16 protein-coding genes are annotated in these 22,898 nt (G+C 55.2%); all 16 read right to left on the bottom strand.

Annotated features, from left to right (window positions below):
- Positions 1-5 precede the first annotated feature (5 nt).
- A complete protein-coding gene (locus D3H35_RS24325) occupies positions 6-1,346 on the bottom strand; it encodes a YycH family regulatory protein (protein ID WP_119151731.1) in 1,341 nt (446 codons plus the stop codon).
- Positions 1,343-3,172 (bottom strand): cell wall metabolism sensor histidine kinase WalK, encoded by a 1,830-nt coding sequence (gene walK, locus D3H35_RS24320; RefSeq protein ID WP_119151730.1) that lies wholly within the window; start codon positions 3,170-3,172, stop codon positions 1,343-1,345. Before walK ends, D3H35_RS24325 begins: the two co-directional genes overlap by 4 nt.
- Positions 3,169-3,909, bottom strand: a complete 741-nt coding sequence (yycF, locus tag D3H35_RS24315) for a response regulator YycF (protein ID WP_119151729.1) — start codon at positions 3,907-3,909, stop codon at positions 3,169-3,171. Before yycF ends, walK begins: the two co-directional genes overlap by 4 nt.
- Positions 3,910-4,569: 660 nt before the next feature.
- Entirely contained in the window at positions 4,570-6,054 is a 1,485-nt protein-coding gene (locus tag D3H35_RS24310; protein WP_158594247.1) for a M23 family metallopeptidase, read from the bottom strand.
- Between the two features lie 203 nt (positions 6,055-6,257).
- Entirely contained in the window at positions 6,258-6,932 is a 675-nt protein-coding gene (locus tag D3H35_RS24305; RefSeq protein ID WP_119151727.1) for a hypothetical protein, read from the bottom strand.
- Between the two features lie 84 nt (positions 6,933-7,016).
- On the bottom strand, positions 7,017-7,850 hold the full coding sequence (locus D3H35_RS24300) for a stalk domain-containing protein (protein WP_119151726.1): 834 nt from the start codon (positions 7,848-7,850) through the stop codon (positions 7,017-7,019).
- Between the two features lie 249 nt (positions 7,851-8,099).
- Positions 8,100-11,138, bottom strand: a complete 3,039-nt coding sequence (locus D3H35_RS24295) for an efflux RND transporter permease subunit (protein WP_119151942.1) — start codon at positions 11,136-11,138, stop codon at positions 8,100-8,102.
- Between the two features lie 1,099 nt (positions 11,139-12,237).
- On the bottom strand, positions 12,238-13,524 hold the full coding sequence (locus D3H35_RS24290; protein WP_119151725.1) for an adenylosuccinate synthase: 1,287 nt from the start codon (positions 13,522-13,524) through the stop codon (positions 12,238-12,240).
- A 241-nt stretch (positions 13,525-13,765) separates the two neighbouring features.
- The gene (gene dnaB, locus D3H35_RS24285) at positions 13,766-15,127 is read right to left on the bottom strand and encodes a replicative DNA helicase (protein ID WP_119151724.1); all 1,362 of its coding nucleotides are present in this window, start codon (positions 15,125-15,127) and stop codon (positions 13,766-13,768) included.
- A 4-nt stretch (positions 15,128-15,131) separates the two neighbouring features.
- Entirely contained in the window at positions 15,132-15,575 is a 444-nt protein-coding gene (rplI, locus tag D3H35_RS24280; protein WP_119151723.1) for a 50S ribosomal protein L9, read from the bottom strand.
- On the bottom strand, positions 15,572-17,554 hold the full coding sequence (locus D3H35_RS24275) for a DHH family phosphoesterase (protein ID WP_119151722.1): 1,983 nt from the start codon (positions 17,552-17,554) through the stop codon (positions 15,572-15,574). The genes rplI and D3H35_RS24275 overlap by 4 nt, the downstream gene beginning before the upstream one ends.
- A gap of 48 nt (positions 17,555-17,602) precedes the next feature.
- On the bottom strand, positions 17,603-18,499 hold the full coding sequence (locus D3H35_RS24270) for a DUF2232 domain-containing protein (RefSeq protein WP_158594246.1): 897 nt from the start codon (positions 18,497-18,499) through the stop codon (positions 17,603-17,605).
- Between the two features lie 5 nt (positions 18,500-18,504).
- Positions 18,505-18,807: a MazG-like family protein gene (locus D3H35_RS24265; protein WP_119151720.1), complete on the bottom strand. Its 303-nt coding sequence runs from the start codon at positions 18,805-18,807 to the stop codon at positions 18,505-18,507.
- A 297-nt stretch (positions 18,808-19,104) separates the two neighbouring features.
- Positions 19,105-21,117: an amidohydrolase family protein gene (locus D3H35_RS24260; protein ID WP_119151719.1), complete on the bottom strand. Its 2,013-nt coding sequence runs from the start codon at positions 21,115-21,117 to the stop codon at positions 19,105-19,107.
- Between the two features lie 63 nt (positions 21,118-21,180).
- Positions 21,181-21,630 carry a CBS domain-containing protein gene (locus D3H35_RS24255; protein ID WP_119151941.1) on the bottom strand — a complete coding sequence of 150 codons (450 nt, stop codon included), beginning with the start codon at positions 21,628-21,630 and terminating at the stop codon, positions 21,181-21,183.
- A 110-nt stretch (positions 21,631-21,740) separates the two neighbouring features.
- Positions 21,741-22,658, bottom strand: a complete 918-nt coding sequence (locus tag D3H35_RS24250; protein WP_119151718.1) for an LCP family protein — start codon at positions 22,656-22,658, stop codon at positions 21,741-21,743.
- Between the last annotated feature and the right edge of the window lie 240 nt (positions 22,659-22,898).

The raw sequence follows: 22,898 nt of genomic DNA, 5'->3' as shown, positions 1-22,898 counted from the left end.
TTCCGTTACGGATTGGTTTTCGTCTGTACCGGTCCGGACTCCGTGACGATTCGTTCCTCGCCGCTCGCAAGCCTTATGACCCATACCGGATACAGCGTAATGACGTCTTTGGCTTCGCTCGGCCGGTAGGCCGGGTAGAGAGCTTCGATGCGTTCGCCCCCGGCTGCTCGATTGATCAGCTGTCTTAGATCGTTCCCTCCCGGCAGCAGCCGGACTTTCTTATTCGTCTGCGTGTTCATATCCAGCTGCAAGAGAGAACGCTCGTACGAGGACACCGCGCCTTGCTGCATCGTTAGCTGCATATAGCCGAAAGTCATCGATCCGCTAGATACGAGCGGCACTTTGCCGTAATACTGCTGGAACCGGATCACGTTATCCTCGCTTGTTGCGCCGTTTAACGTATCCGGCACGGGCGCTTGCGTCAAGCGATACGTTCCGTTCCAGCCCCCGTGCTGGTTCACGAACTGTACAGCCGCCATGAAGTTGTCAACCAGATCGTTCACGGCATCGGCTGGAGCCGCGGGGTCGGAATAGCCCATCCAGCCACCGTTCTGGCCGACCAGAAGAAGCTTTTTGCCGTCGGTGTAAATTTGCGTGTCTTCCTGATTGCCTTGCGCGGTCCGCGTAATTGCCGCATCGAAAAACAAATTCCGCTGCATCTGCTCGGGCGTGAACCGGGTAATCGGCACCTGCATTTGCGGCACACCGTCATATGGCTTGTCCGGAATGTATACCTCCCCGTCCCCCGTGCTGTAAGACAGTCCGTATTGGCCGAATCCGACGACCTGCGTCACGTCCCCGACCGTCAGATCGGCACGCAGCGATTCGTACACGCTTCGTCCGTCCGCGCTGAAGAAGAACGTCCTCACCTCTTCCCGGTCGGCCCGGGAAAAAATCCAGATCCGATCGACCGAGTCGCGGGAGAACAAAAAATCCCCGTCTATTTTGAACACTTTGCGCAGCAGATCAAACGGTACGGGCCTACCGAAACGAAGCTCGATGCCGTTGTCTTCCCGCCGCACCTCGTTCCAATCGACCACTCCTACGCTGTCCCTCTGAAAACCTTTGAACTCGCGGCCTTGCAGCTTCCCTAGAATTTCCTTGTAGAACGTCTTGTTCGGATAGAAGACGGTATGCTTGTCGCCTCCCATATGAAGCACGAGCATTTCCGGGAAGATCAGGTTTTTGGCATCCTCCTCCGCGCCAAGCGGCTCGGTCTTCACGTAATCCTGTTCGGTATTGACCTTCGCCTTCATATTCGGCATGTTGTACGCCAAAAAGTACGATTGAATCATGCTGACCATGACCAGAGCCGCGAGCAGGACCGACTTCAGCTTATCCATCATGCCGGCTCACTTCCTTCCTGCACGATCGGCAGCAGGACGGTTACCGAGGTTCCCGCTCCCATCTCGGAATCGAGGGCGACGGTTCCTCCGTGCGCCCTTACAATTTCCTGGGCAATCGACAGCCCGAGGCCGGTGCCGCCCATATTGCGGGAACGAGCCTTGTCGACCCGGTAGAACCGATCGAATATTCGCGCCAAATCCTTCTTCGGAATTCCAATCCCGGTATCCTGAACGCATAGCTCCAGTTGGCCGGAATCGTTCCGCGCCGCGGTGAGACTAATCGTCCCTCCGTCAAGCGTATATTTGATAGCATTGGAGACGAGGTTGTCCAGCACTTGGTCGATGCCGTCCCTGTCCAGCCATACGGATTCCACGTTCGGCTCCACTCGCACCGTCGCGGTGATCGCTTTCTGCCTGAGCTGAAACGAGAACCGGTCGACAACCTCCTCCAGCATGTCGGAAATTACCGTCTGCTGACGGCGAAGAAGAACCCGGCCGGAATCGAACCGCGACAGATGGAGCAAATCGTTCACGAGCCGGATCATCCGCTCGGTCTCGCTGCGGATGACGCCGACGAATCGTTCCGCAAGGGAGCGCTCGTCCATCGCGCCGTCGTCGAGCGCCTCGGCGTAGCTCTTGATCGTCGTAAGAGGAGTGCGAAGCTCATGCGAGACGTTGGCGACGAACTCGCGCCTGGATTGCTCCAGCTTCTCGAATTCGGTCACGTCTTGAATAACGGCGATCGCTCCCGCCACTCCTTTGTCCCGGCGGCGAATCGGCGTCAAGGTTACGCGGAACAACGGCTCTTCCCCGTCCTCGCCCGCTTCTTGACGAAGCATCAGCGACGATTCCTGTCCCTTGAGCGTATCGGCTATCGGCTCTTTGCCGGTACCGAGCGCTTCGGACAGCGTCCGGCCTTCCATCTCCTGCTTGCCTAGCAGAATGCGAGCCCTCCGGTTCATGACGATAACCCGCCCAAGCTCGTCGGTCGCGAGTACTCCGTCGCTCATATTGGACAGAATGGAGGCCAGCTTCTCGGTCTCCTCCTCGTTGATTCGCAGAGCTTCGCTGAGCCGGTCGGTCATGTCGTTGAACGCCACGCTAAGATGGCCGATCTCGTCGTTGCCGAAGACGGGAACGCGCTGGTCGAAGCGGCCCTCCGCGACGGCCGCCGCTTGGCGCGTGAGCGCCTTGATCGGCGCCGTTATCGTGCCTGCCAGCAGGACGCCGAGGATGGCCGTCAGCCCGAGGGCGATCAGAATCGCCGTATAGAAAATCCGGTTGATTCCTTCCACCGTCTCGTACAAATCCCTCATCGAAGCGACGATGTAGACGGCTCCGACGATCTTGTTGTTGCTGCTGACGGGCATCGCTATGACTTTCTTGCGTACGTTGTCTTCGTCGATGATTTCCTCTTCGTTGTCGCGAATCCCTTGCAGCGCACGGGTCACGAGCAGCGATGTGTTCTTGCGTCCGACGACTGTCTGCTCCGAAGTCTTCGATGTCGAGAGTACCCGACCGCCCGCGTCGAGCACTTGGATTTCGGCCCCGTTCAAGCTGTTCAAGCTGCTGACCATACCGTTCAGCTTTTCGCTTACGCCCGACTTGGGGTCTTCGTTCTTGTCCTCTTGCGTGAGCACCTGTGCCGAATAGCTCGTCAGAAGACTGGCCTGGGAATCGAGATTGTTCGTGAAGGAATCGATCAGCGAGTTCTTCATCGTGCTGATGAAGTACACGCCGATCAGTTGAACCGCGATCAGGATGAGCAGCAGCATGATGAAAATAAGCTTGATCTGAATGCTCCGAAACATGCGAAGCAGGTTCATCCCGAGAGCCCGCCGTTCATCTTCGGATTGCGCATCAAATAGCCGAGACCGCGGCGGGTCATAATAATTTCCGGCCGGCTCGGGTCATCCTCGATCTTCTCCCGAAGCCGGCGGATCGTCACGTCCACCGTCCGCACGTCTCCGAAATATTCGAAGCCCCATACCGCTTGCAGCAAGTGCTCGCGGGTCATCACCTTGCCGCTGTTGCGCGCCATATAATGCACCAATTCGAACTCCCGGTGCGTCAGGTCGAGAGGCTGTCCGTTCTTGTATACGACGTACATGTCGGTATCGATGAAGAGATTGAACAGCCTAAGCCCCTGCCGCTCCGACTCCGGAGATACCGCATCTTCTTCCTTCGCCGCATCCAGCTTCCTCGTACGGCGCAAGTGCGCCTTCACTCTGGCAAGCAGCTCGCGCGTGCCGAAAGGCTTGGTGACATAGTCGTCGGCCCCAAGCTCCAGCCCTAGCACCTTGTCGATTTCCGCATCCTTGGCGGTGAGCATAATGATCGGCGTCGACAAGCGAGCCCTTACTTCCCGGCACACGTCCATGCCATCCTTCTCGGGCAGCATCAAATCGAGCAGGATCAAATCCGGCTCCTCCGCGAACGCCAGCCGGACCGCCTCTTCGCCGTCGAAGGCGCAGACGACCTCGTAGCCCTCTTTTTCCAAATTGAATTTCAGAATATCCGCAATCGGCCGTTCATCGTCGACGACCAAAATTTTACCTGGCATAATCGTAACGCCTCCCTGTTGTCGGAAGCCTGTTTATCTTTTCTATTTTACCATACCGGGCATTACGAAAGCATTGCGAGATGAGGACAATCCCATGGCAAAATGTTCTCCCCGCGCCTCCGCCCTATGTGCCCGACCACAAGAAATCCGCATTATACAAACTTTCGCTCTCTGCTTTTTGCCTCTGCTGTCTGACGGGCCGTTGTTTAACGGTAATAGATACATCTATCCAACTTATAGATTCGCGCCGATGGGATTGAACTGCAAAAAGAGCAGTTAATTTTTGTCATTTTGGAGCTTGACGATGAAAATGCCCTAAATAAATGTGCCTTTTGCAGATAATATCGTTAGGATACCGATCTATCATCAAAGAAAATGTATGTTTTGCAGTTGAGCGTCGGGCGAGGTGCGTATCGTCAGGCTAGATGCGTAGGTGCGTATCGTCGGACTAGGTGCGTATCGTCAGGCTAGATGCGTAGGTGCGTATCGTCGGACTAGGTGCGTATCGTCAGGCTAGATGCGTAGGTGCGTACGTTGGACTAGGTGCGTAGCGTCAGGCTAGGCGTCGCGTATCGTCGGCCATTCGGCGTTGGGTTCGACTTCTGAAAAAAGGCCGATCCCGCAAGTCCTTTCGGAATTTGCGAAATCAGCCTCTCCCGGTTACAAATAGCTAGTCGGGTTCTTCAGCTTGCCGTTCAAATAAATTTCGAAATGAAGATGAGTGCCTGTGGAATGCCCGGTGCTGCCCATAATTCCAATCGTATCGCCTTTTTGAACGACTTGGCCTTTCTTGACATTGACGCTCTTCATATGTCCGTATACGGTGCGATAGCCGTTCTTATGATTGATGATGACCGCGTTGCCGAGCCCTCCGGATTTGTAGCCGGCAAATTCGATAACGCCGTTGTCGGCGGCCAGTATGCTGCTCTTGCCGATAATATCGATTCCTTTGTGCATCCGGCCCCACCGCGTCCCCTGGTAGCTAGTGATCCGGTGCCCAATCACCGGCCAAGAGAACTTGCCCGTACCTTCGCCGAGAATGACCTTCGTTCCTTTCAAAATGATCGTGGACACCGCCGGCTTCAGCACCTGCTGGGAGACGATCTCCTCTTCGAGAGTGGAGCCGTTCTGCTTCACGAGCCGGTAAGTCACTTGGCGCTGGCCGTCCGTTCCTTGGCGAAGCACCTTCGTCTGACCCGCCCGCATGTCGTCGCTCTTCTGATATTCCACCGTCGCTTCGATCGGTTCGACTTGGGTGATCTGCTCGACCGTCTCCACATTGATCAACGGAGTGAGAGCGGTCAAGTCCAGCTCGTCGCCGACATCGATCTCGTCGTCTTTGATCCAAGGGTTCTTCTCGTAGATCAAATCCGTCGACACGCCCAACTTCTCGGCGATGCAACCGACGCAGTCGCCTTCCTTGACCGTGTAGGTGATCGGAGCCGGATTGCCGGTGAGCAGCTTCTCGAACAGCTTGTCCGGATCCGATGGCGGGGTGCCTCCGATCGCGACCTCCTTCGTGTCGATATCCTCCACGAACTTCACGGAAGTAATCGTTCGCTGCGGCGTTGCCGCCGCTTTCGCAGTCGCGGTCGTCTTCACCGAGAGACTCTGCACCTCCGGCACCGATTTCTTGGCGGTCTGCTGCGGCGCGAACTTGTTCTTGATTCGCTGAAGCAGCGCATCGGCGGTCTTCTGGTCGCGAACGGTGCCGACGTCCTTGCCGTCCACGACGATCTTGACGCCTACGGCGTGCACTTTGAGCATGCCTTCGAGACGAACGAGAGTCGCCTCGTCGTCGGTTTCTATCTTGTAAGCCCTTTCAGGCTCGTAACTGACCTGATCCTCATCGAGGGCCGCCAGGACGGGGGTGTCCGCCTTCCGGAGCTCGGCTTCTTTGGCGCTTAACAATTGTTCGACCTTGTCCTTGCTGCTAATCGCTCCGATGGGTTTCCCTTCCAGCATGACCCGGTAGTAATCCACGCTGTTGGCTTGTACGTATTGATGGCCGAGAGCGGCTACTCCGCCGATCGCCGCGAAGGCGATAGCGGTAACGGCTATCGGTACCGAATAGATTCTGAGATTCAAGCTTAATGACCGATTGTTCCGAATTTTCTGCTGCAACGCATTCCATCCGTTCTTCATTCGGCCCGTTCCCCTGAAAACGGCCATAATCTTCTCCTTTTCGCAACCTATACGTCATTGTTTCCCGATTCTTGGAAAAGCTTGTTCCTACTTTAGCACAGCATCTAAAAAATGAGCAACTTCTCATCGATCGATAGTCTCGCAAAATGGAATAAACCGCCGATTCGCAGGGATCGGCGGTTTATTCGAATACCTCTATTCAACTAATGCTGCATGGCTATTGGTTCCGTTTTCGCGCTTCCTTGGAGCAGTTCCATCATTTGTGCGTACTCCTCGTTCGAAAGGAGCGGTTGAATAAGACTTTTGACCTTCTCCAATTCGTCCGTCGTCAGCCCGTCCTGGAGATAATCCGACATCGTCTGCAGCTGATCCGCGTTCAGCTTGGGCATAATCGTCCGATAGAGCTGCTGCTTCTGGTCGTCGGTCAGCCGATTCTCGATCTCTTCCAGCTGCTCTCCCGTGACGGGAACCGAGCCGTCCTCCTCTTGCACCGTGCCGTCGACCCCTTCCGCGGCGGGATCGGGTCCCGGTTCCGGACTTGATTCCGGCTCCCGCTGCGTGCCGGAAGTCTCGTCCGTCTTGGCGTCGGACGGGCTTGCCGTCGGAGAAGAGGAAGGCTCCACCGCCCTGGGAGAAGCAGATGACTCAGGCGACGCCTTCGGAGTCGATTCGGCCGCTTTGCTCGGCTCCTCCGCTCCCCAAAGCTTGCCCCACACTCCGGACAAGGCGAACGGCTGTGTCTCGATAGGTAGATTAAGCTGCTTCAGCAGCGTTTGCATATAGCTATTCACGATATATCCCGTCGTCCAGACGCACAAAAAGCTAAGCAGCAGCGCCGTTACGATTATCCGCGCCGCCCATTCGAACCATTTCCACATCCCAAGTGCCCTCCTGCCGAACTCCTTTTCATAGAATTCAGTATGGGCAATTCGGAGGAGGTAAATACTCTTGCATCGGGCTTATTAGCCGATGTGAACGTCGGCCAGTACAAACGTATCGCTATCATATTCGATTGCATTGAAGGAGAAGTACACGAATACGCCGCTGAAGGCGCTCCAGCCTTTCGGGTAATAACTATATTGAAAGCTTTGAGAATATTCGGATTTTTCGCCGACATAACTAACTTCGATGTCCGCCAAGGTTACGTTTTTAAGCGTCTTGGCATAGTCGGCTATGTCGCTTGCATCGTTCCCTTTTATTGTCGCTTCTACGTCTTTCTTGAACTTTTCCTTGTAGTAATCGTGTCCAAGGGAAATCGGCGAATTGGCGCGCTTATCGGATACGTAGGAGTCGTAATAGGCATTGAACTTGGCCATGCTTCCCGTTGCAAGGGCATCGGCGTACAGCTTAATGACCGTGACGGCTTGCTCTTTCATTTTCGTCGTCATCGTTGCCGTCGTCCCGCTCAGGTAGATCAGCCCGTTATCGGAAGGAGCTTTCGTTTCGTCAGTGTTGGAAGACGTATTCTCTTTGACATCATCGTATGGAACTCCGCTGTTATCGGCGCTGTTGATCGTTACGATCTGGGTTTTGCTGTCATACCCTACGTCTGCTCCGAGAGCTTCGGCTACGGCACGCAGAGGCACATAGTTCGAACCGTTGTATACGAGCGCGGACAAGGCTTTGCCCTTCGAATCCTTAGGCGTCCAGCTGGCGCCGTCAAGCTTGAACTTAATGTTGTGATTGAGCGCCGCTTTGATTTGTTCGATTCCCGTCGAAGCTCCCACTCCGATAGCGCCAAAAACCAGGCTGCATGCCACTAGCGAAGCTGCGAATACGGACTTTTTGATCTGCATGAATGAGTATCCTCCCAATGATGAAACAGTGTATTATGCTTTTTACAAAATAGAATATATTTGTTAACGGCATAAACTGTCAATTGCAATTACAGGGTTTTATGACCATTTTGCATGAATTTTACCAATTCTTTAGGTTGAAGAACGTCAGAGCGCTATTATAAGCGGCCGCAAAAAAAAGAGGCTTTCTACGGCCCGAACATGACCGATAGAAAGCCCCTTCTAGTTAGTTCTCATAGAGCAGCGATACTAGGCAGCGGCACCCGATTGTGCCTGAGAGCTCGCCATGCGCTGCTTGCGCGAGCGCTTGTAATAGAGCAGCTCGTAGATGACCGGAACGACGACCAGCGTGAGCAGCGTCGAGCTCGCCAAGCCGCCGATAACGACGACCGCCAAGCCGCTGGAAATTATGGTCCCGCTTCCGCCAAGTCCGATGGCCAGAGGAGTCAACGCGCAAATGGTCGCAATGGCCGTCATCAGAATCGGACGGAGGCGCGTTCCTCCGGCTTCGATCAGCGCCTCGCGGATAGTGGTTCCATCCTCGATTTGCTGATGTACCCGCTCAAGCAATACGATGGCGTTCGTGACGACGATACCGATCAGCATCAGGAAGCCGATCATGCTGGATACCGACAGCGGTTCCCCTCCGACGAGCGTTCCGACCAAGCCGCCGATTAGCGCGAACGGCAAGGAGAATAGCACGGCCAACGGCGTGCGTCCTTCGCGGAACGCGATAACCATGACGATGTATACCATACCGACTGCGATCAGCATTGCCATCATCATGTCGCTCATCATCTGTTGAATTTCGGCGTCGCTGCCTCCGAGCGAGTAGCTTGAACCGGCCGGCAATTTCAGCTTGGTCAGCGCTTTATCGATCTCTGCGTTGACCTTATTCGTGTTTTTGTCCGTGATCTTCGCCGTAACCGTCGCGAATCCTGCGCCATTCTTGAACTGCAGCGTGCTAGGAAGCTGCACTTCTTTAACATCGCCAATCTGATTGACGCGAATGGTTTCACCGGTCGGCGCATGAATCGGCAAATTCCCTATATCCGATACAGAAGTGATCGAAGCCCCGTTCAGCGCCAAGTAAAGCTCGCTGGATTTGCTGCCGTCGTCGATGAGGCCTGCGTTCGTCTGCGATAAGAACGGCCTTAGCAGCGCCGATGCCTGATAAGCGGACAGCCCGTATTTCGACGCATCGTTCTGACGGACTTCGATTGCGATTCCTTTCGTTCCGTCCCGCAAGTTGTTGCCGACGTTGTCCGTTCCCTTCACGCCTTTGACCGCTTCGGTAATTTGCTCCGTCGCCGTGCGGATGTCTCCCGTGGAGCTGCCCGTTACCGTTATGGCGACGCCGCCTCCGCTAACCCCGTCTTCCTTGTCAAAGCTGAACTCGCTTCCTTCGGGAACTTTCGCCTTAGGACGGACTTCATCAATAAATTGATCGATGTCCGCTTCGGGATCAAGGCCGATGAACCAGCTGGCTATGTTGGAATCGAGGCCGCCCTCTATAGTGCCGCCGACTGTCACGTTCGTGTTCTTAACGTCCGGATGCTCGCGAATGATGAGGCTTAACCGATCGGCTTCCTCTTTGACAACCTTTAGCTCGGTACCCTTCGGCATAACCAGATTGGCGAAAACAAATTTACTGTCCCCTTGAGGAAGCAAGGTAACCCCGATCGCTCCGGCAAAGATCGGAACGAGACTGCCGAGGAACAGCAAGCAAGCCAAGGCGAGCACGATGAACTTGTGGCCCAACGACCAACGAAGCGCTTTTTTGTAACCGCGGCTGAGCGCCGACTCCTTCTGCTCTTTCGGCTTTTGATTTTTAAGCAACGCCCACGCCATGAGCGGAACGACCGTCAGCGCGACGAGCAGCGAGGATAGAAGCGCGAATGCAACGGTCAAAGCGAACGGTTGGAAGAAGCCGCCGATCATTCCTTGAAGCATACCGAGCGGAGCGAACACGGCTACCGTCGTGATCGTCGAAGACGTAATCGCTCTTCCGACTTCGGCGGTGCCGCTCAAGATGAGCTCCTTCGTCAGCTTTTCGCCTCGCATCCGCCGCACGAGGTTCTCGATGACAACGATGCTGTCGTCCACGACCCGACCGGTCGCAACGGCCAGCCCTCCCAGCGTCATGATATTCAACGTAACGTCCGTAAAATATTTCAAGCAGATCAGCGCGATCAGCATGGACAGCGGAATCGACACGATCGCTATCAGCGTTGCCCGGAAGTTGCGCAGGAAGAACAGAATCAGGATCGATGCGAAGATCGCTCCCAAGCCGCCCTCGCGGGCAAGCGTGTTCACCGAATCCTTCACGTCCGTCGCCCGGTTGTACATGATCAGCGATTGAAGCTTTCCGTCCTTCTCCGCTTTCTCGTATACTTTCTCGACTTCGTCCGCAACCTCAACCGTATTCGCATTGCCAGCTTTCGTAATGTTCAGCAAAATGCTAGGCTGACCGTTCGTATAGCTGAGAACGCTGTTGTCCGTGCCCTGCTCTATGGTCGCGATGTCCGTCAGCTTCACCTTGCCGTCCGGCGTCAGACTCCACTTTTTTAATTGCTCGACCGAGCGCAGGTCGCCTTGCACGAACACCGGCAGCTTGTTCTGGTTCAAGGTCGCTTCGCCCAGAGGGACGCTTAAGTTATTCGCTTGCAGAATCCCCGTTACTTGCTCGTAAGTAATTCCGTACTGGGACATCTTCTTGGCATCCAGACGGATGTACACCCCGTCGTCCTTCAATCCGACCGCCTGTACGTTGCTTACGCCTTCGATGGCTTGAATGTCCGGGATGACCGAGCTCTTCACCAGCTCCGTCAGTTGTTCCTCGGAGACGCCTTCCTTTGCGTTGATCGTCGTGTACATGATAGGCTGATTGGTTGTGGAGAGGAAGATAACTTCCGGTTTTTCCGCTCCTTCCGGCAGAGGCAGTCCGTTCAAAGCCTCTTGAACGACGTTCTTCTTTTCCTTCATATCGTCGTTGTAGCTGAACTCTATCTCCAGCTGAGCCACGCTGTTAGCGGAGTAAGAAGATACGTTTTTGACGCCCTCTACATTTTTGAGCGCTTTTTCGATCGGCTGCGTCACCTGGGTCAGCACTTCGTTAGGCGCGGCTCCGGGATATACGGCCGATACCATTATGCCCGGAAACATGACCTCCGGCTGCTGCTCCTGCTGGAAGCGCGATGCCGCATACACCCCGCCTACAGCCACCAGTATAACTAGCAGCACAATCGCCACCGGATTGCGTAACGAGAACTGTGTGAAAAATTTCATTGTATTCCCAACTCCGTTTCTTAGTCTTCGACCGGCCGGCTTACTCCCCTCCGACAGTCCTATGACGCCATTGTAAAGAATTCCCACGACGCGATACACCGCCGCAAGCATGTGTTTGTCGCTAGACCTTGGTCGGGGGAATGGCTCGACAGCCCGCAGAGTGCGGAAAGCGAGGACAACAGCACGGCCGCGTCTTAGACGATACCGCTGGATTTACCGGTAGCGCGAAAAAATCGTCCTATTGCATACGTTGATGCACCGCAGTAACGCCATAAGACGAAAGAATCGACTTATTACGCAGTCTCCAGCAAAAAATCGGCTCCTCGGTCCGTTGTAACGCGAGAAAGTCGTCCTATCACCTACGTTGATGCACCTAAGTCACGCTATAAGACGAAAGAATCGACTTATTGTGCAGTATCCGGTAAAATCGGTCCCCGGCCCGCTATAATGCGAGAAATCGTCCTATCGGACACATCAACACGTCTGCATTGGGCGTTCGATTGGCGCTCGAGCGGCTATGCAATCTGGTTTGTTGGGGTATTCGCTCCATGCGGCGTTCGAGCGACTATGTAACCCCATTATGTTGGGCTATTCGCTCCATGCGGCGTTCGAGCGACTCTGTAACCCCATTATGTTGGGGTATTCGCTCCATGCGGCGCTCGAGCGGCTCTGTAACCCCATTATGTTGGGCTACTCGCTCCATGCGGCGTTCAGTCGACTCTGTAACCCCATTATGTTGGGCTAGTCGCTCCATGCGGCGCTCGAGCGACTATGTAACCCCATTATGTTGGGCTAGTCGCTTCGTGCGGCGTTCAGTCGACTCTGTAACCCCATTATGTTGGGCTACTCGCTCCATGCGGCGTTCAGTCGACTCTGTAACCCCATTATGTTGGGCTAGTCGCTCCATACGGCGCTCGAGCGGCTCTGTAACCCCATTATATTGGGGTATTCGCTCCATGCGTCGCTCGAGCGACTATGTAACCCACTTTGGTTTGGCTAATTCGCCCCATGCGGAGCTCACACGGCTCTGCAAGCGCAAAAAAAAGGCCCTGCACGCAATAAAATTGCGACAAGGCCTTTTCAATAAAAGGGCGCTAAACTAAACGTAAATCGGAGCCACTTGGTTCGTCTGCTCGCGATTGCGGCCGACGGAGAAGATGGCGATCGGAATGCCGGTCAGCTCAGCTACGCGGTTCACGAACGCTCGCGTCGTTGCCGGCAAATCCTCCAGCGTCTTCGCGTTCGAAATATCCTCGCTCCAGCCCGGCAGCTCCTCGTACACCGCTTCGCATTCTCCAAGAAGCTTCAAGTTAGCCGGATAGGTAGTGACCAACTCGCCGTTCAGACGGTAAGCGGTGCAAATCTTGACCGTCTCCAAGCCCGTCAGCACGTCGAGGGAGTTCAAGGACAGCCCCGTAATGCCGCTGACGCGGCGCGCGTGACGCACGACGACCGTGTCGAACCAGCCGACGCGGCGCGGACGGCCCGTAACGGTGCCGTACTCGTGGCCTTTGTCGCGAATCCATTGTCCCAGCTCGTTCAAGAGCTCGGTCGGGAACGGACCGTCTCCTACGCGGGTCGTATACGCTTTCGCGACTCCGATGACTTGCTGAATTTTGGACGGACCGACGCCGGAACCGATGCAGACGCCGCCAGCCGATGGATTGGAGCTTGTCACGAACGGATAAGTGCCTTGGTCGATGTCGAGCATGACGCCTTGAGCGCCCTCGAAAAGAACCTTCTGACCTTCGTCGATAGCATCGTTCAAGACGACCGACGTATCGGTAACGAACGGACGAAGCTTCTCCGCCAGCGCCAAGTAATCGCTAATGATCGACTCGGCATCAAGCGCCTCTCCGTCGTACATTTGCGTAATGACCTGGTTCTTGTCGACAATAAGACGGCGCGCTTTCTCCGTGAACTCTTCCGCCACCATCAGGTCCGCGATGCGAATCCCGTTGCGCGCGGCTTTGTCCATGTAGCAAGGACCGATCCCTTTGCGCGTCGTGCCGATTTTGTTGTCGGCTTTGCGATCTTCCTCGAGCGCGTCCAATACCAAGTGGTACGGCATAATGACATGGGCGCGGTCGCTGATTTTCAGATTGTCGGCCGAAAATCCGTTGTCGATAATATATTGAATTTCCTCCACCAGCGCAGCCGGATTGATGACCATTCCGTTGCCGATGACGCAAGTCTTGTTCTCGTTAAAAATCCCGGAAGGAATCATCGTCAATTTGTACTTTTTGTTTTGGATCAGGATCGTATGTCCGGCGTTGTTACCGCCTTGGTAACGAGCCACGACATCGGCCTTTTCCGCGAGGAAATCGGTAATTTTCCCTTTTCCTTCGTCTCCCCACTGCGTCCCTACGACGACGACTGTTGACACAAGCCATCCCTCCATCCGGCGGCAAATCCAGCGTACATTCGCCTATTCCGGCATGATAATGCCTCCCGATGGCACATTCGTACCCGGGCGGCAAACCTTGCGCGTACGCAGCCATACCGGCTGACGATCGCTTCGGTGCATCAATTAGTGTATCAATTGCTCCCTGTGAAGTCAACGTAAAAACGAACGATCTTTTGAGCCTCGAAATGATTGTTCGGAATTTAGACGAAAGGACCGTGTATCATGCGCTTTCGCTATGCGCACGGTCCAGACTGACGAACTTGTTGTATTTCTTCAGGAACACGAGCTCGACGGTGCCGACCGGACCGTTCCTCTGCTTGGCGATGATAATCTCGATAATGTCCTTTTTCTCCGACTCTTTGTCGTAATAATCGTCCCGATATAAGAAAGCGACGATGTCGGCATCTTGCTCGATCGAGCCCGATTCCCGAAGGTCGGACATCATCGGACGCTTATCCTGCCGCTGCTCGACGCCCCGCGAAAGCTGCGACAGCGCGATAACCGGCACTTCGAGCTCCCTCGCGATCTGCTTGAGAGTACGGGATATTTCCGATACTTCCTGCTGCCGGTTTTCTCCCGCTTTGCCGCGCCCTTGGATAAGCTGAAGGTAGTCGATCAGAATCATTCCCAGACCCTTCTCCTTCTTGAGCCTGCGGCACTTCGCGCGGATGTCCGCTACCGTAATTCCCGGCGTATCGTCGATGTAGACCTGAGCCTCGGACAACGAACCGATCGCCATGGATAGCTTCTCCCAATCGTCGCCTTCCAAATACCCGGTCCGCATACGGCTCGCATCCACGTTCGACTCGGCGCAAATCATACGCTGCACGAGCTGGGGCGCGGACATCTCCAGACTGAAAATAGCGACGGTCTCGTTCGCGCGCACAGCTACATTCTGCGCAACGTTAAGAGCGAACGCCGTCTTTCCCACGGATGGACGAGCCGCCACGATGATAAGATCGTTGCGCTGGAAGCCCGCGGTCATCTTGTCCAAATCCGGGAAGCCGGAAGGTATTCCCGTCACTCCGCCCTTGTGGTTGAACAAAAATTCGACACGTTCAAACACGTCCATCAGAACGTCCCGAATGCTGATGAAGCCGGTTGAAGCCCTGCGATTCGACAGCTCCAGAATACGCTGCTCCGCGTCGTTAAGCAGAGCGCCCACGTCGTCCTCGGACGCATAGCCGTTCGAGACGATTTGCGTCGCCGCGCGGATGAGCCGCCGGAGCATCGACTTCTCTTCGACGATTTGCGCATAGTATTCCACGTTAGCCGCCGTCGGAACCGAACTGGCCAGCTTCGCCAAATATCCGACGCCGCCGACCTCTTCGAGCTCTCCCTTGTCTTGGAGACGGGCAGTCAGCGTAATCAGGTCGAACGGCTCGTTGTCGTCATTGAGCGCCACGATCGCATCGTAAATTCGTTGATGCCCCACGCTGTAGAAATCTTCCGCGCGAATCCGCTCCATCGAGGTAATAAGCGCTTCCGACTCCAGCAGAATGGCGCCCAGCACCGCCTGCTCCGCCTCGAGGTTCTGCGGCGGCACCCGGTCGAACTGCAGTTGCTCCCCGCTTCCGTTCATTGTCCTATTCCTCCGCGACTTGCACGTTTAGAGTACCTTTCACGTCCGGATAGAGCTTCACGGGAACCTTCGTCACGCCCAAAGTGCGGATGGGCTCATCCATCTCGATCTTGCGCTTGTCGACGACGATCTTCAGCTTCTCCAGCGCTTCCGCGATTTGCTTGCTCGTAATCGCGCCGAACAGTCTGCCGCCTTCCCCTGCTTTCGCTTTGATGACGACCGTCAGCTCGGAAAGCTTAGCGGCAAGCGCCTTGGCGTCTTCCTTCTCCTTGTCCTTGCGCTTCTGAGCAGCGGCGTTGATCTGGTCGATCGACTTCTGCGCTCCTTCGGTAGCGACCTGCACCAGCCCCTTAGGCAGCAGGAAATTGCGTACGTACCCTTCGGACAAATCCTTGACTTCCCCGCGTTTGCCTTGACCTTTCACGTCTTGCAAGAAGATGACTTTCATTCGAACAACCTCTCCTTATCCTCGAGTTCGATTAGCGTTTGTTTTAATTTATCGGCTACTTCCTGCACGGTTCCTTGCAATTGCGAAGCGGCGTTCGTAAAATGGCCGCCCCCGCCCATTCGTTCCATAACGATCTGCACGTTGATCTGGCCGAGCGATCGGGCGCTGATGCCGATTAGCCCATCCGGCCGTTGCGCGACGACGAACGATGCCTTGATTCCGGTCATATTAAGAAGCGTGTCCGCCGATTGCGCGATTAGCAGCTGCGGCACCTGCTTGCCCGAATCGTAAGCCGCGATGGCAATATGCTCGCGGTATACGTTGGCATGGCGGATAATTTCCGCTTTCTTCACGTACTCTTCGAGATCTTCCTTCAGCATCCGCTGAATGAGCATGGAATCGGCTCCGTTGCGGCGCAGGAACGATGCCGCCTCGAACGTTCGCGATCCCGTGCGTAGCGCGAAGCTCTTCGTATCGACGGTAATGCCGGCGAGCAGCGCCGTGGCCTCTCTTACGTCCAACGCCACGCGTTCATGGATGTACTGCAGCAGCTCCGTGACCAGCTCGCAGGTGGAGGATGCATACGGCTCCATATAGACGAGCACCGCATCGTCGATGAACTCTTCGCTTCGCCTGTGGTGATCGACGATAACGATTCTGTCGGTCGCCTGCAACAACCGAGGCTCCGCAACCATCGTCGCCTTGTGCGTATCCACGACGATTGCCAGCGATCTTTTGTGCATGAGGGCCAGCGCTTGCTCAGGGGAGATGAACCTCCTGATGAGCTTCTCGTCTTCCTTAAGCATCTCCATCATCTTCTGGATCGCGGGATTAATGCCCTCCAGAACGATGTACGCTTCCTTGCCGCAAATCTGAGCCGCCTTGACGACCCCGATTGCCGCCCCGATCGCATCCATGTCGGGCATCTTGTGGCCCATGACGATGACGTGATCGCTCTCCTTGATCAAATCGCGCAGCGCATGGGAGATAACCCTGGCTCGCACGCGCGTTCGCTTCTCTACCGCATTGCTCTTTCCGCCGTAGAAATTTTGCCGCTGACCGACCTTCACGACCGCTTGATCGCCGCCCCGTCCGAGCGCGATATCGAGCGAGCTTTGCGCCAGATGGCCGAGCTCGACGACGTTATCGACCCCGGACGCCAATCCGATGCTGAGCGTCATAGGCAGCTTCTGATCCTGGGTCAATTCCCGCACCTCGTCCAGCAGGTCGAATCGGGTCTGCTCCAAATGCTTCAACGTGCCCAAATTCGTAATAATCATATAGCGGTCGGACGACAATCTCCTCAGGTACAAGCCGTAGCGCAGCGCCCATTCGTTGATTTCGCCCGTCACCCGGGACAGCATAATGGCGCGCTGCTGCTCGTCCATCCCTTGGGCAATCTCCTCCAGATTGTCCATGATGACGATTCCGAGAGCGAGCTTCTCTTCCTCGTAACGCTTCTTGAGAGTCCAACGCTCGGTAATGTCGCTGACGTAGACCATTCGTTCCGCAGGCCGGAACATCAGCTCGAACACCCGGCCGCCGATCGTCGTCTCGACCACAGTCTCTTTGTCTTTGTCCTTCTCTTTTTCCTTACTGGCTTGCTGCAGTGCCGGAAAAATATGCGTCAACGTCTCCCCGACGACAGACGGACGACCGACAACGGTGGAAATATAAGCGTTATGCCACTGAATATCCTTGTCCTCGTTATAGATGACGATTCCGAAAGGCAGATGGCCGATGACGTCGCTGCCGACGCTCTTGATTCGATGCGACAATGTCAGCACGTAATCGTTCAAATCCTTGCGGAACGCCCGCTCCGCGAGAATGCCGAAGGCGGCGACCGCCCCTCCGAGAATGAGGCCGATTAATCCGAGAACCCAGTGGTACCATGCCAAGGCCACCGTCAGCATGAAGATGAGCAGAAGCGCCCATACAATATGCATGCCGTGCCATCGCTGAACGAGAAACTTAGGCATGTAACGTTACTCTCCTTTGCTTTGCGGCTGTCGCCAGTCCTCTTGAGGTCATTCCTTAACGAAATATCGGCGCAGTGGGAACACCGCGTCGATCAGTCCGATGAGGTAAAGGGGAGGAAACAGGATAAGCGGAATTGCGATTAAAATCGGCACCGCCTTCGGCCACTGCTTCTCATGGGCGAGGAAAAAGAAAAATCCAATCGCCTGGGCGATGAAAGCATACTGCAGAAGCGGCACCAAATTGCTGACGACGACGGGCCAGAAGCCGGTTGCGTCCGCAGAGATGAAGAAAGAAGCTACCAGCGCGATCAAGTAGTAGAAAACGAGGCTCCTCGGCAGCCGCCAGGTCCTTGCCTCCGGCAATGCGTTCGCTTGAATGCCGAACGATCGAAGCGCCCATCGGGACAGCCCGTGCGCGATCAACGCAAACAAGAACGAAGAAAGCAGCAGCAGCATCGGCAGCCCTTTGACGATTGAATCGGCCATATCCGACGTCCAATTCGACGGCAGCAGCGTTCCGGTTTGCAGTCGCTGGAGCATAGTGTCCATAGCCGACGCCAGCTCGGCTGCCAGGTCGAGCTTGAATTGGATCGAGAAAATAGTGAATTCGATCAGAAGCTGCGCCAATATAACGATAGAACCAAGCACGAGCGCGCTTCGGGCCGAAGCTCCTTTTTTGTACCGGTAACCCATCGCGATCGACGGAATTAGAAAAAAGAAGCCGAGCGTCGCCGCAATCGCCCCGTAGCCCCCGAGCAGCAAAAAGGCAAGCACGAAGACGGGAATCAAATGCAGGACGAACGCGCCGGGCTTAAGCGCGGTGAACAGAACGACGAAAGGAACCATTAACAAAAATAAAGTGATAACGCTAAACGGTGTCGCTAGGGATAGCAGCAGCACGAGTGCGGCCGCGCTCCAGGCCAGCGATTTCCAGCCTGCTTTCAATGAGGTCACCTCTTGCGGATATGTTCGGACAGCGAGGACAAATCTTGGTACGTATCCTCCAGCTGGTGTCCTTCTTGGCGCAGCTTCTCAAGCTTGCCGGCAATGGCGGCATCCAGCTCGCGATAAGAGATGCCGAGCCTTCTGCCAAGAATATAGCTGCTTGCGATCAGGCCGGACAGGCTGTCCGTCACACGGGCGGAGCTGCCGTCCCACATCGCTTTGAACAAACGGGATTGCTGGTCGACCAATTCGGTCTTGAGCCATTCGATTAAGCGGGCGCGCGTAGCCACATCCATTTCTCGATCCATCGTTTATCCGTCCTTTCCAAGCGTCACTTCTCCCAAGTAGCCCAGAAAGCTGCAACCTCCATTATAGCACAACAAGTTTCGCGTCAGAAACTTATTCGGAGCTTCCGCTGCCGAATAAAGTGGTGCATACGGAGAGTATGAACAGAAGGCATGAAGGGTCCTTCGGATTGAACGGAATGGGGGCGTTCCCAGTCTTCGGCAGAGCCAGCCGCGTCCATTTCCCCGGAAATGATCGACTCTCCCACATAGGAAATCAAAAGCCGCAAGAGAACCTCGGTCTCCTGCGGCTTTGCTTCCTTATGCTTTGTCTACGCTGTAGCCGTTCGCGCTTTTCGTTGCTTTCCAACCGAGGGAGGAGAGCGCCGACAGCGGCACATAGCTGCGGTCGCCGACCGACAGCAGCTCCGTCCGGCCGCCTTCCCAGCTAAGCTTGTAGCCCCGCTCCAGCATCAGCTCGCCCACCTTCGGCTTCGGGATTGCGGCGCTGTCGGCGCCGGAATCGCCTTTCGTCAAGGCGAACGTTTTATTGACCTTGTTCCACTCGTAGACGTAACCGTGCGATTTCAGCGTCTCCAAATCAACGTACCGCTCTCCGCGATACTCCAGCAAAGGCGCGCTGGAGCCATCCCATGCCAGCGACTCGGCTGCATTCTCCGCCTTTACTCGCAAAAACTCGCTCTTGATCGGCTGTCCTTGGTGAATATCCTTGTGCAGTCCCTTCTCGTCAAGCGCCACTTGCCCGTTCACGAGAACGTACGAGATACCTTTGCTGTACAAGTTCGGCTTCTCGACCGTCGATTGATCGCTGATCGTATCGTAGTCGAACACTACGATGTCCGCGTCCATCCCTTTGGCGATCCGTCCCTTTTTCTTCAGAGCGGGCGCTTGCTTCTCAAGCCTTTGGGCCGGCATGAGCGACATCTTCGCAATCGCGTCGGACAACGTGATGACTTGCTGCTCGCGCACGTACAATCCGACCGTCCGTGCGAACGTTCCCGATGCGCGCGGGTGATTGTTGAAGCCCGGCTCCAGAATGGCGTCGCTTCCGAGCATGACGTATTCCGCCTTCAGCGAGTCGATGACATCTTCCTTCGGAATAGCATAAGCGACTGCCAGCTTGCCTTCCTTCTGGTACTTCTTGAACGACTCTTCGGTCAGCCGTTCGTTCGTTCCGGCGATTTGCAAATCCTTGTAAGTAATCCGGAACCGGTTCTGCCAGCCGGTATCGAAACGGGCGGAGTTCAAGTACGTTCCCCAGTAATCGTAGGGATAAATACATGACGTAATGTCGAGACCTTCCGCGCGGGCTTCCGATACCATGCCCAAGGACTGGGTCATGGAGAACGTGCCGCCGGTGCTGTTGATGTGATCGATGTGCACCGCCGCGTCGCTGGCGCGAGCGTAGCCGATAAGCTCGTTCAATGCGTCGATGTTCGTTCCCGGCTCTTCCATGTCGGAATAGCGGGCATGAAAATAGACAGGCACGTTATATTTGTAGGCCAGACGCATGAACGGCATAATTTCCTTGTCGTTCACTCCCGGCACGTACTCGAGGCTGAACGATAAGCCGAGCACTCCGTTGTTAAGCGCCTTCTCCGCCTGATCCACCATCTTCTGAATTTGCTCCGGCTTCAGCGTATCGTAGCGGCTTATCTTGAACTGATTGCGCGCTTGCGTGTAGAAGAACGAAGCTCCGAAGTTGACCGGCGTATTGTTGCGTATGTAATAGGGATACCATTTTTCCGGAGTGGACGTTCCTCCGTGCATAGCGATATTCGTCGTAACGCCGTCCGCGATCTTGTTCCATACTCCGAGCGGATTCGGGTCGTAAGACAAATTGTCGATGAAGCCGGGGGATACGACGAGCCCCGTAGCATCGATGATCCGTTTGCCTTGCAGCTCTTCTTCCGTAACGAGAGCGATCTTGCCGCCTTGAATGGCGACGTTGAGCCCTTCCTTGTCCAGCTTCGTCTCCGGGTTGATGACCCGGCCGTTGCGGATGACGATATCGTAGGTCGCCGCCAGCTCAGCCGCCGTAGGCTTGTCCAACGCGGCTTGTCCGTCTGGCGATCCGGCATCGCCATCCTTTCCGGAAGCCGAAGGACTGGCCGGGGAAGAACCCTGTCCGGATGGCGAGGAAGCGGCTGAGGGCGGGCCCGACTCCCCGACTCCCTGGCCGGGAGATGCGTCCTTATCGCTGAACAGCGTCTTGGCGGCCCAGAATCCTACTACTACAATGAACGCTAGAAAAACAAGCAGTACAGGACTTCTCCTCTTGCGCTTGCGCGAATTTCTTGAGTTGATACTCATGAGCTCCTCCACGTCACGACCATGATGGTTTATCTTATTCATTTTACACGAATGAACCGAAATCTAAGCTTCCTTTGCCGCTTTCGTTTCACCTCTGCCCGCTCCATTGCCCGGAATGAGCAGCTTCTCGCAATAATCGATAATCTCGCTGCGGCGGACAATGCCTATGAATTTGTTCATATCATCCACGACGGGAACGAAGTTTTGCGTCTTCGCCAGCGAGATCAAATCCTCCATATTCGCATCGATACGAACGGACAAATTTTTCATTCTCATCGGCACTTCGGACAGCGTCACCTTATGCAGCTGATCGAACGAAAGCTCGGGATGATTCTTCATATACCATAACAAATCGCCTTCCGTTACAGTCGACATATAGTGTCCTTTTTCATCAAGCACGGGAACGGCGGTGTACCGGTGGTGCTCCATCCGTTCAAGCGTCTGGCGCAAAGTCGCCTGGTGCACGAGACAGACGACATCCTGCTTGGGCAAAAGGAAAAAAGCAATGTTCATCGTTTCCTCTCCTCCGCAAAAGAAAGGCCGCGGCTCGATAGCCATGGCCTCTCTCATTATAGCATGCGCTCCCCCGATCTCACCATGACCGGATGACCGGACCGGACCGACTACGCAGGCACCTTCGCGCTCTTGTCGGCGGAATCCGCCTTTTTTTGCCCAGGCGCTTTCAGCTGTTCCACAGGCGTATCGGCGTTCATCCACGCTGCGATCGTCTGGCGAATATCCGTCAAATCGTCCTCGTCCGCGACAAAATACCACAAGTTCGACGGTCCCATCCGCTTGCCCACGCCCTTGAGCGTATAGCTCTGAATGCGATGGTCCACCTGCAAAAATTGCTTGGTCAAATCGGACATCGACTCCGGCGCAAGATCGGTGCGGAAATTGTCGCCTACGATTCCGAGCACCTCGGGGATTTTGCTCCATTGCTTCAGCGAGGCTGTCTTGCGGATGATCGACTCGATAAATTCGCGATTTCGTTCCGTTCGGGACACGTCGCCGCCCGCATCCTCGCGGTAGCGGACGTAGTTAAGAGCGTCTTTGCCGTCGTAGGAGCTTTGATTGGCTTTGACCACGAACTTCTCGTGACCCGGATCATCGTTCACGAGATCCTTCGTTATGGGAAGCGAGATGCCTCCCAACGTATTGACGACCTCAACAAACCCTTGAAAATTAATCGAAGCGTAATGCTCGACCTTTGCGTCCAGCAGCTTTTCGACGGTGGCGACGGCCATCTCCGGTCCGCCGTATACGTAAGAGTGCGTGATTTTGTCCTTCTTGTCCTTGCCGACGATGTCCGCATACGTATCTCGCGGGATCGAAATCATGAGCACGTTGCCGTCCTTCGGCCGAACGACGGTATAGATGAGCGTATCCGAGCGTCCCCGCTCGTTTTTGCGGGCATCTACGCCCATGATGAGCATGCTGAATGGCTCCGTCGCTTGAGCTTGAGGCGGCTCCGCATCCGACGGACGATTATCGAGCGGATGGTACGAGTCTGCCAGCTGCTTTTCGACTTTGTCGGCCAAAAACCACTCATATCCGAGCGCAGCCAGCGCCCCCTATTCGTATATCCGACAGCGCCCGCAATGACGACTACTATGATCAAGCCTAGCATCGTTTTTTTCCATCGACTTAATTTGTTCATTTCTTTCGCTTCCCTTCTCTTCGCCATACCGACAAAAATACGATAAGAGCGAGGGTCGGGTTGCAGCATGAACGGTTACAAAATGTGGGATTAAAGCTTTTTAATCTACAAGGCGGATGAT

Origin of the sequence: Cohnella faecalis, assembly GCF_003570905.1 — a bacterium.
In the GTDB taxonomy this organism is placed as follows: Bacteria; Bacillota; Bacilli; order Paenibacillales; family Paenibacillaceae; genus Cohnella; species Cohnella faecalis.
This window is presented reverse-complemented; position numbering and strand designations above follow the sequence as displayed.

Bases quoted from the DNA above. Each gene is read 5' to 3' on its own strand.
- D3H35_RS24325 (WP_119151731.1), bottom strand. From the start codon at position 1,346: ATGATGGATAAGCTGAAGTCGGTCCTGCTCGCGGCTCTGGTCATGGTC.
- walK (WP_119151730.1), bottom strand. From the start codon at position 3,172: ATGAACCTGCTTCGCATGTTTCGGAGCATTCAGATCAAGCTTATTTTC.
- yycF (WP_119151729.1), bottom strand. From the start codon at position 3,909: ATGCCAGGTAAAATTTTGGTCGTCGACGATGAACGGCCGATTGCGGAT.
- D3H35_RS24310 (WP_158594247.1), bottom strand. From the start codon at position 6,054: ATGAAGAACGGATGGAATGCGTTGCAGCAGAAAATTCGGAACAATCGG.
- D3H35_RS24305 (WP_119151727.1), bottom strand. From the start codon at position 6,932: ATGTGGAAATGGTTCGAATGGGCGGCGCGGATAATCGTAACGGCGCTG.
- D3H35_RS24300 (WP_119151726.1), bottom strand. From the start codon at position 7,850: ATGCAGATCAAAAAGTCCGTATTCGCAGCTTCGCTAGTGGCATGCAGC.
- D3H35_RS24295 (WP_119151942.1), bottom strand. From the start codon at position 11,138: ATGAAATTTTTCACACAGTTCTCGTTACGCAATCCGGTGGCGATTGTG.
- dnaB (WP_119151724.1), bottom strand. From the start codon at position 15,127: ATGAACGGAAGCGGGGAGCAACTGCAGTTCGACCGGGTGCCGCCGCAG.
- rplI (WP_119151723.1), bottom strand. From the start codon at position 15,575: ATGAAAGTCATCTTCTTGCAAGACGTGAAAGGTCAAGGCAAACGCGGG.
- D3H35_RS24275 (WP_119151722.1), bottom strand. From the start codon at position 17,554: ATGCCTAAGTTTCTCGTTCAGCGATGGCACGGCATGCATATTGTATGG.
- D3H35_RS24265 (WP_119151720.1), bottom strand. From the start codon at position 18,807: ATGGATCGAGAAATGGATGTGGCTACGCGCGCCCGCTTAATCGAATGG.
- D3H35_RS24260 (WP_119151719.1), bottom strand. From the start codon at position 21,117: ATGAGTATCAACTCAAGAAATTCGCGCAAGCGCAAGAGGAGAAGTCCT.
- D3H35_RS24255 (WP_119151941.1), bottom strand. From the start codon at position 21,630: ATGAACATTGCTTTTTTCCTTTTGCCCAAGCAGGATGTCGTCTGTCTC.